The sequence below is a fragment of the Amphritea sp. genome (assembly GCF_016744155.1).
In the GTDB taxonomy this organism is placed as follows: domain Bacteria; phylum Pseudomonadota; class Gammaproteobacteria; order Pseudomonadales; family Balneatricaceae; genus Amphritea.
The window spans coordinates 1-11,169 of record NZ_JADGEW010000026.1 but is presented as its reverse complement, the minus strand read 5'-3'; the positions used below and the strand labels follow the sequence as shown (position 1 = coordinate 11,169).

The following is an 11,169-nucleotide window of genomic DNA, read 5'->3' as shown; positions in this document are numbered from 1 at the left end:
GATTCTCGGATTTATTCACTATCAAGCCTATCCCGGCAGCATTGGGCCGGGAAACTGAGTCGTACTTCAGTGCCGCCGTCAGCGGTTCTGGATATATTTATTGTGCCTTGATAACTCTCTACAATCTGGCGTGTGATCATCAAACCCACCCCCATTCCCTGTGTATAAATATCGTGTTGAATCAGTTCTTTATATTTGAGGCCTTTTCCATTGTTTTTGCAGCTTAGCTCGATGCCTCCAGTCGCGGATGTGTGTGCCTTTATCTCAATTTGACCTCCTTTCCCGGCCGCTTTGAGTGCATTGTCACAAACGTTATCGAGCAATAGGCTTAGGTGCTTCTCGCTTATATTAAGCAGCGGTATTTGGCTTTCAATTGAATGTGATATATTCGCTTCCCGGCCCTGCGGACAGAATTTCAGAAGGTTCATAGTGCGCGGGATAATTTCTGCCAAATCTATATTTTTGGAATCCAAGGCTGAGTTTTCTTCCATAATGCCTGATAGTTCTCGCAAAATGTTTCGAATTCTGACCACCAGTTCGAGGCAAGTTTGTAACTGAATATCAGGCTTCTCTCGCTGGCTTTGCATCAGCTCAAGCTGGCTGTAAAGCGAACTGACTGGATTACTTAACTCATGGGTAATTCCTGCTGCAGTCATTCCAAGTCGATATAGCTTTTCAGGTTCGCCCTTTATCTCTTTGTGGTTCAGTGATTCGGTCGGTTCTTTTATAATGATCACTGCCCCTTGAAGCGGGTGGGTGACAGGATAGATATCCACTTCAACATCGGCATTGTTTTGTTTCAGAAAGATGACTCTGTCTTCTGAGCTGATCATCTGATCAAGTGACCAGCGGACGTTGCCGGTGATGGTACGACGTTCATCTTCCTGGCTGCTCATAGAGTCAATCTGACTTAGATTATGGCCGATAGAGCAAACCTTAAGACCAGTATCGTTAGCATCTATTACATTAAGGTCATTATCGACCATTAACATAGCATCATTGCTTTTCTGGAATAGAAGGTTCCAGCCGAGAAGGTCAGGCTCATCTAATGGTCTAGTTGTGCTGGTTTGCATCTATTCCTCCTTGATCAGGCAAAAAACTGGCTGCCATTTCCGTTAATCCGGGTACTGCATACTCCCAAGCTAGCAATCGAAAAGGCTCGCGGGTATTTCCAGGCTGAAGTGAAACAATGGTTGTAAGTTGAATGCTACTAAGATCAGGTTTGTCTGCTTGCGCAGAGATCTCTAGCAGGCGACTGCTTGCGGCATTAAAAAAGCGACGTGTCTGGTCAGTATTGACTCCCATCGCTTGTAGAAGCTCTGGGCGTGCAGCTGCCATATCAATGTTACTTTGGCCAGAATGCGTTGTCAGTAGAGGCTGAAGCTTTATGTAGGTAAGAGGGCTCATCTCCATTAAACGCTGTAGCTCTGAGGTGTTTTTAAAGGGTTGGTTCGTCGGTAAAAACTCACTTTCAGCCATAAGGTAGTCTCGTCGTTCAGCGCCGTTTAAACGCACTAAATCATCGCCATCACGCCAGTCTAGAATTTGGTCTGTAAGCTTGTCTGCTTGTTGCGGATTCTCAAGAATTCCGTGAATCAGTTTGCGTAGTAATGGGTCAGAAATTTTGTTGATATCAGCTTTTCCTGCTTCGCTGTAAATATTACTCGTTAGCTGAAAGTCGGCGTAAAAAACAGGTTCTATTTCTTCTGCATTTTCTGATCCGGGTTGAGTCTGGTGTGTAAACAGGTTGTAGAGTGCAATGTGTATCGCCGCCTCTGCTGCGTAGCGAGCCTGAGCCTGATTAAGCCACTGGCGGGTCGTGTCTGAGCTTTGATGTTGATTAGCCACGAGACTACCAGCAAGTATAGTGAGAACCGTTGTAACCCAAAGAACGCTTAGCAGAGCAATGCCTTTCTGCATGTTGTCAGATCGCATGGCGGTGCCTCCTCACTTCAACGGTCAATGGGAGCCATTCCGGATGCAGTGTGTCGGGTTGATAGATGCGTATGAGTTGGGGTAGTCGGTTTTGATAAGGCCAGCGATCTATCCAGTTCACAGAGCTACCTGATGAGTCGCTGTACTCTATTCGCAGGGTGCTATCGGCCTTTAATGAATGCTGTTGAAGCTGGGATTCATTTTCTATCCCATAAGGGGATATCTGAATATGAATTGCTGCAGGTTCGTCTTGCAATGTTATGCGGTAGTTATACAGTCCGGCATTTCCCTGTAGAGGGGAAAGCTGAGCGATGAATTCCAAGTGATCCTCACGACCGATAAACTCAATGTTGCTGTTGCGGTCCTGACTGGTGTTTATCAGTAAAGAGCTTTGTAACTGCTGTCGTAAGTGCTGGCGCAGCAGAAACTGTTGTTGCTCCGCCTCGTTGTGAGCTGAAATGCTCTGCCAGCTACGAATGCCCTGATAAAAACTGCCATATATCACAGTTAGTAATACGCTAGTGATGGCCATGGCTACCAGCATTTCCAGTAGAGTAAAGCCGGAACCTTTATTTAGGTGCTTATTCATGAGCGGGCACCCATGCGAAGTGTCTTTAACGTGACCGGGTAGTCTTGTCGGTTGCCCCAGCTGACCCGGACCTCAACTTCATAGAGCACGAAAGGTGATCGCAAGGGCTGAGTATCAGCCGTTTCCCACGGCGTAATACTGGCTCGCCAGCGATATCCGGATTCGCTGCCCTCAAGTTCACTTGAGCGGAGCGGATTACTGGCCAGCTGCTCGATAGTGCTTTCAGCCACCTGGATTGCGCTTCGATAGTCGGAGTTTATAGTGGCACTCTTTGAGGCACTGGAGAACAGGTTGAGAATTACACCCAGGGTGAGGGCGGCGATAATCATTGCTACCAGAACTTCCAGCAGAGAAAACCCCTGTTGCCGCTTAGAGCGTTTCATAGCTAACTCCTCCTGTCAGCCAGCTGACCTGGAACGTCGCCTGGCGACGCAGTCCTTTTTCCCGTTGAGTCAGGCGAAGTGTTGCACCATTACTGCCTGCGCCAGGGATAAACAAAACATAGCCGTTGCTGACGAGCTCTTCCTTCTGGTCAATAAAGATTAACTCGGTATCATCGGGCCAGCTAAAGATTACATCGCCTTCAGCATTAAGGAGACTGTTACCTGTGTTGGACAGCTCCAGCCGAAGGATCTCTCCTGTTTTCACAGCACTGTATCGTGCTTGTTTTAAGGTTGTATTTAATGTTTGTGCCTGTTGTTGAAACCTTGCTCCCGCAAAGGCAGCGCTGAACCGGGGAACAATCAGCGCAAGCAACATTCCTGCAATGGCCATAACGACCAGCAGCTCCAGCAATGTAAAGCCGGTTTGTTGCTGTAAATGAGCTGATTGTTGTGCCATTCAATCCCCCTGCTTATTGGTGCTCTTATTTCCAGCTAACGATGTCTGCGTTTTCGCTATCGCCGCCTTCATTGTTATCGGCTCCTAGCGAGAACAGATCGTACTCTCCAAATTCTCCTGGGAATTTGTAGTGATAACTCTGTCCCCATGGATCCAAGCGAATCACTTTCTTCTTCAAATAGGGGCCGTTCCAGCTGCTGATGCCTTCTGGTTGATTAATCAATGCGTCCAGGCCTTGCTCAGAGTCTGGGTAACGGCCAACTTCCAGTCGGTAAAGGTCTAGAGCGGCCCCTAATTCCTGTATCTGCAGCATGGCCGTTTTGGTTTTAGAGCTGTCAAGGTGCTTCAGGACTCTTGGGCCAACCAAACCGGCAAGCAGGCCCAGGATGACCAGAACGACGAGAATCTCTAGTAGGGTAAAACCGCTTTGGGTATATTTTGTGCGCTTACTCACATATCTCTCCTTGGCTACAATGCAATGTCGTTAATACCGATGATCGCGGATAAAAGTGAAAGAATCAGTACAGCTATAATCAAACCCAGCGATAAGATTAATGCCGGTTCCAAAATTTGCAGTAGTTTCTGGGTTTGTGTTTCAATTTGGCGGTCATAGATGTCGGCTGTTTTCAGTAACATATCGGGCAATTTACCGGTTTCTTCACCCACTTGGCTTAGTTGAACGACGAGAGGCGGGACTCGTTTGCTGTTTCTCAGCTGATCAGATAAACGTCCACCTTCTCGCAGATGGGTAGCTGCTTGAGAGATCTCGCTCTTTAATATTCCATTACTGAAGGCAGCGCTGGCCATCTCAATACTGCTAAGCATCGGTACACCACTATTGATCAGGTTACCTAGGCTGCGACAGAAACGGGTGTACTCAATCTTAATATGGAGCGGCCCAATCAATGGTGAATTGAGTCGTAAAGCGTCCCACCAAGCGGCATTTGAACCGCTTGAAATTGTTCTATAGGCGATAATTAGCAGTAGTGATAATGCGCTCAGAAAGTAGACGCCATAATCGATACACATCTGGCTAAGCCACATAACAAAGCGAGTTTCCGGAGGAAGTTCCTTGCTAAACCCGGCGATAATGTCGGCAAATTGTGGCACGACGTAGAGGAGTATCATCAATATTGAAAGCAGCGAGACACCTAAAAGAATGAGTGGATAGAGCAAAGCAGCTGAAACTTTCTCTTTAAGTTGTCGGCTGCGCTCAAGGTGCTGGCAGAGAGTTTCAAGACCTCGTGCTATCTGGCCACTGGCTTCAGCGGCACGAATGAGGCTTATATACAGGGGAGTGAAATAGCCTGGGAATTTCTCTAAAGCTTGACTGAAGGTCTGGCCGCCGTGGAGTTGCTGGCGCAGTTCGTTTATCAGGCTTTGTAAAGCTGTCGAAGGAGTGCCTTGTTGTAGAATTTCCAGGCTGCGATCCAGAGTAATGCCTGCTTCTACCAGATACATCAGCTCTTGAGTAAATTCAAAAATCAGTTCACTGCTGTGTGATTTAATCAGTGATGTCTTTCGGTGTAGCTTCTTGCCTTTAGGTTGATGAATATCGGCATAGATCGGCACCTTGCCATTGGCTTGTAGTTGGTTGACGACCTCTTCACGGTTTTCAGCGATGATACTTCCTTCTGTCAGTTCTCCGCTGCTGCTAATGGCCTTGTAAAAGAAAGTTGTCATATCAGCTCTCCTGAGTAACTCGAAGAACTTCTTTCAGGGTTGTAAGCCCTGCGAGTGCTTTGCTGCAACCATCGGTATACATGGTTTGCATTCCAAGCTTGATCGCCAGTTTTTGAAGCTCTCTGGCGTCGCAGTTCTGCATTATCTGCTGACGGATAGGGTCATCAACAGGCAGTACCTCACAAATAGCAATTCGTCCGCTATAACCCGTATTACGACAATGTTCGCAACCTATAGGTTTGAAAAGGGTACTGTTGGGAGCAATGGTTAAACCGCTATGCTTACTTAATCTTTGCAGCAGCTCTGGCATCGGATGGTATGATTTTGCGCAGTGCGGACATAATTTTCGAACCAAACGCTGGCTGACCACACAAAGGAGAGTGGATGTTAATAGATAGTCTTCTACACCCATGTCCAGTAAGCGGATAATACTGCCAGCTGCTTCGTTCGTATGCAGAGTAGATAACACTAAATGACCGGTTAGGGCGGACTGAATGCATATACGGGCCGTTTCCAGGTCACGCATCTCTCCGACCATGATTATATCTGGGTCCTGTCGAACAATGGAGCGGAGAGTGGTGGAAAAGTCCAAGCCAATAGATGAGCGGACTTGTATCTGATTTACACCTTCCAGCTGATATTCAACGGGGTCTTCTACTGTAATGATTTTGCGTTGTTCTGTATTGAGGCCCTGTAAAGCAGTATAGAGAGTAGTCGATTTTCCGCTTCCTGTAGGGCCGGTAACCAGTATCATTCCATTGGGCTTATTCAACGCTGTTTTCAAGCGAGCAAGAGGCTCCCCGGTCAGACCTAAGCTTTCAAAGTCCAGTGCAAGACTATCCCGTTGTAATAAACGCATAACTACGCTTTCACCGTGCACAGTAGGGATACTGGATACCCTGATATCGATCGGCTGACCTTGTACCCGCAGATCAATTCGGCCATCCTGAGGTAATCTGCGTTCTGCTATATTCATATGTGCCATTATTTTAATGCGGGAGATCACGGCTGCGCTCAGATGCGCTGGGGGCGCTTCAACCTCCTGTAGTAAACCATCACAACGAAAGCGTACTTTGAGCGAATCATGAAAAGGCTCTATATGAATATCGGAAGCGTTACTCTTACAAGCGCGTTGTATTAACAGATTGACCATGCGAATAACTGGAGCTTCACTGGCCATATCCCGAAGTTGCTCTACATCAGCATCATTACTCTCGGCAGAGGTCTCAATCTGATCAGCAATCTTTCCTAGTTGAGACTGACCGTTGCCATAAAACTGCTCGTACAACGAGTCGAGATCTGTCTTGCTGATGACGACTGATTCTACTTGTTCAGCGCCAGAGGCGAGCTTAATGCTTTTAATGACGAATTGGTCGCTGGGATCGAGCATGGCGAGTATCAGCGTGTTGTCTTTAAACGCTAATGGAAGAACTGAGTTTTGCTTAAGGAAATTTTCTGCGATCAGATCGGAGCAAGCTAGGGAAGCGGGGAAGTCTTCGAATGAAACTTGTCGTAGATTTAGGATATCAGCAAAGCAAGCGGCTAAGTCTTCAGCACTTACTTGACCAAGTTTAAGCAGCATTAGTGGCAGGCTGGTTGTTTCACCCTGTTCCTTCACTAACGATAAAGAACGATTAAAAATTTCCGCTGTGATTTTTTTGCGGGACGTAAACCATTCTTGTATCTGCTGATGAATTAACGCGTCATCATTGTTATTTAACACTACGGCATTTCCCATCGCCATTTCCTTTTGTGTTCCATTCATCTGAATCTAAAATACTCAGTAAGTCCCTTACTATGAATATTAATCGTTTGTTTAGTTTAGATGAGAAAATAGGAAATAAACAATGAGAAAATAGTCATAATTTAACTAATTCATATGAATATTTATGATAAAAAAGCGGTTCTTATAATTGTTTTTAAATTTGAGAGTTTTTCTCAATAGTGAGAATTTTATAAAAAAATAGTATAACTATATGATAGTAATGTATTTTTTTTTGTATGCCTCGAAATTGATTGCTCAGATTTTATTGTGGTTCTCATTTTTGCAAAAGAATTCATAGCGTTCTGTCATAGAGAAAAATTAATCTAGGTGTAGCCAGAGATTTTCTAAAATAATTAAAGGTTAGTGTTTGAAATAATATGCTGATGGTTATGTTTTTACTAACTTTAGAGAGAGTTTTGGTGTTGAATAAAAAAGGGGTGATTTGTGCACCTATTTTTACGGTGGATGAAACTCTAAGCTTGTGAGATAGGTTTGTCGGGGAAGGAATTAGTTCTGTTCACACCATAGCCATCCCTGGCTTTCTTTAAAGGTGCAAAGGCGTTTTTTATATTAAAAGTCGTGCCGATAGCCTAAGTTAATGTAATAGCTGTTTGTTTCACTGGTATCGTCTGTCAACTCGCGGTTAGATATCTCTCCACCGGTCTCAAATTCGAAGCGAGTTTTCCGTGTCCATCGATATTCAAAGCGAACAGAGGGGCGGACATACCACTGAGAGGTGCTGTCGTCGGTGTTTTCACGGAATTCTGTTTGAAACCGTGGATTGATTCGTAACTTATCATTGACCGGATAGCGACTGTTAAACGTAAGCCCTATTCGCTGGCTGGTGGTTGCATCGGTCAGACGTATACCAACAATGCCCAGATCGCCCTGTTTAATAAGGTTATTTCCGATCGCTTGAATAAATAGTGAGTATTCATAATCTGTGCCCTCGAAACCCTCAACGCCACCTGATGTTTCACTATCGCCTTGTTTAGTGACTGTCAGATCCCCGCTGACCTGGAAATCATCGGTGATCGGCTGCACCATTCCAAGCGTGGTGGTGAAGCTTCGGGTGGTACGATCAAGCGCGTATTGTCGAGCTTCATCTTCGGTGATGCCTTTTGCCAGTAGTTCGCTTAGAGTATTCACTGACTGGCTCTGAATCGCTGTGGTTGTCATTAGAACAGGACTGAACCGATAATCGACAGACAGGTTGAATGTCTGATCTTTCTTATTTGTCCAGCTGCCTAGAGCAAACAGGGTATTCAGCTCGTTGTAGGAAATATCGTAATCCAGCAGCGTAAACAGTGTTCTACCCGGTTGAAAATAGCGGACTTCGCCACCCACCGCTCGCCGGTCAAGTATGTCTTCGTTTCTTTGTTCGATGATAAATAGGTTGTAGTCCCAGGCATCATTGAAAGTACCTAGATCGACATTCAGGCCGTAGAACCAGCGATCCTGATTGATTTCGTTGTAAGTGGAAGAGTCCACTGGAAAACCCGCGACAGCGTTCAGCTTAATTGTTTCATTGAGAGAGTGTCCGGCCACAAACCCATCAAAGCGCCCCAAAACACCACCAGAGCTGCTGGACTGTCTTCCCAGCCGTAATGTATTAGTTGCCTGCTTATCTTGTAGATCTATATACAGAGTACTTATCCGTGTTTCACTTTCACCTTCGTCGAGGAAATCTTCCTCGTAACCGCCGGAGAACCGAGTACGGATATCGTATTCATCACCCCGGTACCGGCCAGTCAGGTATAGATCGTTTGATAGTGCTTCACGATTAACTGAGGAAGTTTTAAAGTCTTCGGTCTCAGTAGAGAATTCGTCCCGACGGTAGAATTGAGATATGCCGCCATATACATCCCAGCGAGAAGGCTGTTTACGGGCTGTGCTTTTAGTTCTTTCGGTTGGCGTATCTGCTGCGGTGATCATCGCGGTGATACGTTGGCGAACACGTAATGCGTCGGCCCCGTCGGGATATGTTTCCAGATACTGATCCCAGACCGCTTTTGCTTGTGCTTGTTGGCCTTTACGCTCGCGAGCCACGCCGGTAAATTCAAGGGCCTGGCGACTGTGTTGATTTTCTGGCTCACGAAGTATTTTTGTATATAGTTGGATTGCGCGATCATATTCCTGAGCAATCATAGATTGCTCAGCCTGAATCATTATTTTTTCAAGAGGATCGTCGCTTTCTGAGGTAGATTGAGGTGAACGGGAAGACGATATAACAGTAATTGGCTTACTGGGAGTGGGTGGTGTAGAACTTGTCGTTCGTTCTGTATTGTTGGCTTGAGCCAGTGGCTTCGTTGTTGAGGCTTCGCCTGCAGTGGGTAGGTTTTCTGCAGACTCCGGTTCAATCAGGTCTTCTCCAGCCTTAATGGGTGGAGGTGTGCTCAATCTTGTCGCTTCCGTAAATGCAGCCAGTCTTTCGCTATTGGCAACCTTCGTAATCCAAAGATCGGGATGCCTGTTGCGTATCGAATTGGCCAGAACTTCAGCGTCTTTCGCTGTTGGGAAGAAACCGATTCTTACCCTATACCAGGTTGTGTTTTTTACAATTGAAGTAGTGATATAAGCGGGGTGACTCTTGAAGGGCAGCTCGCGTATTACTTTTTCTGCGTCTGACTGTTTAAGCAGTGATGCGACATGAATTGCATACCGGCCACTCATCTGTATAGCTGAGCTTTCAGCGCCCAAGACCTGATCTGCAGCATAACTAGGCATTATGGTGAATGATCCGCTAGCTATGACAGCAGTAATAAGTGTGGATAACAGAGTTTTGGTCGGGTTATGCATTATGTTTTACTCGGTTTAAATGTCGGATTACTGGCATTTAGCTTGCTGAATGCGGTTAGAGGGGTAGATCAGCACTTTGATAGTGCGGTAATCGCTACCCTGAATGACTTCAGATTGAACGGTTTCGTTATACTCCAGAGTCAGATAGGGGCCGCCGGAGAAGTCTCCTTCATAAACAACCTCGTCGAGCAGATCATGATCTTCTGGAGAAGTAGACTCGCGTTGGTCTTGCGAGCTTTCATCAATCACAGCTAAGCGGATATGTCTTATTTGGATCCGTAGCTCATGACTGGGTTCCTGAGGATAATGAGTGATGTAGCGCACTGGGTAATGCATACGGATGATTGCCAAATCAGGGTCGCAGGGCGACTTGCTCCGAATTAGTTCGACCCCTTCCATAATTCTTTCGCCAACGGGCTGTGCCTGAACCAGGCTAATTGGCAGAATAGATGTAATTAACACTATTGATTGGATTAATTTTTTCATTAGTTATCTATCCCAGTCTCGATCAGTCACTCGGTGAAAACTGCTTTTCTCGTGGCAGCTGCCAGCACAGTCGCGCACTTCGGAAAGAGTATCTTTTTCATGCTTATTTTGTCTGAAATCGCTTGCGTGGCAGCCTGCACAATCCGGTTTATAAGTTGGTGTCGGCCATGACAAGGCTTGATTATTATTGGTATGGCAATCATTACAGCTCAGGTTAACTCCGTGGTCACCAGGGTAGGCGCCTGAGCTGTGATTGAAAGAAATGCCAGTAAAGGTGGTTGTGTTATGGCACTCATCACACTGTAGAGAAGTAACAAAGTGGTTACCTGGTTTTCCAGTAGCCGTGTTGCCATTGTGACAGCTGCTGCAGGTGCCCGGTGATACATTGTCGTGATTGAATGATGCGCCTAACCAGGTATTGGTGCTGTGGCAGTCATCACAGGAGTTACTGCTTTGGATATGGTTCGCTGACTTACCCATCGCAATTGAGCCATTATGGCAGCTGCTACAGACTCCATTTACCTCCGCATGGTCGACCCGTATCGCAGGCTCCCAGCCTACGGACGAGTGACATGCATCGCAGTTATTTGACGTATTTATATGAGCCGGATTTTTACCTGTTGCCGTTGTCCCGTTATGACAGGTGATACAGGTAGCTGTAACGCCGCTGTGATCGAAGATCGCATCAGCCCAGTTGTTGGTGTTATGACAGTCATCACAGGTGTTGCCACTCTGGATATGGTTGTTAGATTTGCCCATAGCGATTGAACCGTTATGGCAACTGTTACAGGTGCCGATTACTTCGGTGTGGTCTACCCGGGTGGTTGGAGTCCAGCCGAAGGTGGCATGGCAGGATTCACAACTGTTGGTTGTATTGATGTGATTGCCGTTTTTGCCTGTGGCAATAGTGCCGTTATGACAGCTAGAGCAGCTGCCGGTGACACCGCTGTGATCAAATGTCGCACCAGTGAAACTGTTGGTATTGTGACAGTCGTCACAGGTATTGCCGCTCTGGATATGATTAGCTGATTTACCTAATGCAATGGTGCCATTATGACAGCTGTTACAGGTG

General features: G+C 46.2%; 10 protein-coding genes and 1 pseudogene. All 11 read right to left on the bottom strand.

Going from position 1 to position 11,169, the window contains the following annotated elements; genetic code table 11:
• Positions 1-11: 11 nt before the first annotated feature.
• On the bottom strand, positions 12-1,073 hold the full coding sequence (locus QZZ54_RS16260; RefSeq protein ID WP_290704266.1) for a HAMP domain-containing sensor histidine kinase: 1,062 nt from the start codon (positions 1,071-1,073) through the stop codon (positions 12-14).
• Positions 1,054-1,935, bottom strand: coding sequence for a type II secretion system protein GspK (locus QZZ54_RS16255; RefSeq protein WP_290704263.1), 882 nt, complete (start codon positions 1,933-1,935; stop codon positions 1,054-1,056). The genes QZZ54_RS16260 and QZZ54_RS16255 overlap by 20 nt, the downstream gene beginning before the upstream one ends.
• Positions 1,925-2,524, bottom strand: a complete 600-nt coding sequence (locus QZZ54_RS16250; RefSeq protein ID WP_290704261.1) for a prepilin-type N-terminal cleavage/methylation domain-containing protein — start codon at positions 2,522-2,524, stop codon at positions 1,925-1,927. Before QZZ54_RS16250 ends, QZZ54_RS16255 begins: the two co-directional genes overlap by 11 nt.
• Positions 2,521-2,907: a type II secretion system protein gene (locus QZZ54_RS16245; protein ID WP_290704258.1), complete on the bottom strand. Its 387-nt coding sequence runs from the start codon at positions 2,905-2,907 to the stop codon at positions 2,521-2,523. The genes QZZ54_RS16250 and QZZ54_RS16245 overlap by 4 nt, the downstream gene beginning before the upstream one ends.
• Positions 2,894-3,364 (bottom strand): prepilin-type N-terminal cleavage/methylation domain-containing protein, encoded by a 471-nt coding sequence (locus tag QZZ54_RS16240; RefSeq protein ID WP_290704255.1) that lies wholly within the window; start codon positions 3,362-3,364, stop codon positions 2,894-2,896. Before QZZ54_RS16240 ends, QZZ54_RS16245 begins: the two co-directional genes overlap by 14 nt.
• A 25-nt stretch (positions 3,365-3,389) precedes the next feature.
• Positions 3,390-3,818, bottom strand: a complete 429-nt coding sequence (gene gspG, locus QZZ54_RS16235; protein WP_290704253.1) for a type II secretion system major pseudopilin GspG — start codon at positions 3,816-3,818, stop codon at positions 3,390-3,392.
• A gap of 14 nt (positions 3,819-3,832) precedes the next feature.
• Entirely contained in the window at positions 3,833-5,047 is a 1,215-nt protein-coding gene (locus QZZ54_RS16230) for a type II secretion system F family protein (protein ID WP_290704250.1), read from the bottom strand.
• 1 nt (position 5,048) lies between these two features.
• The gene (gene gspE / locus QZZ54_RS16225) at positions 5,049-6,785 is read right to left on the bottom strand and encodes a type II secretion system ATPase GspE (protein ID WP_290704247.1); all 1,737 of its coding nucleotides are present in this window, start codon (positions 6,783-6,785) and stop codon (positions 5,049-5,051) included.
• A 597-nt stretch (positions 6,786-7,382) separates the two neighbouring features.
• Positions 7,383-9,539: an SPOR domain-containing protein gene (locus tag QZZ54_RS16220; RefSeq protein WP_290704244.1), complete on the bottom strand. Its 2,157-nt coding sequence runs from the start codon at positions 9,537-9,539 to the stop codon at positions 7,383-7,385.
• Positions 9,540-9,638: 99 nt separating this feature from the next.
• Positions 9,639-10,097 carry a hypothetical protein gene (locus QZZ54_RS16215; RefSeq protein ID WP_290704241.1) on the bottom strand — a complete coding sequence of 153 codons (459 nt, stop codon included), beginning with the start codon at positions 10,095-10,097 and terminating at the stop codon, positions 9,639-9,641.
• Between the two features lie 3 nt (positions 10,098-10,100).
• Positions 10,101-11,169: pseudogene (locus QZZ54_RS16210) on the bottom strand (cytochrome c3 family protein); the annotation flags it as partial.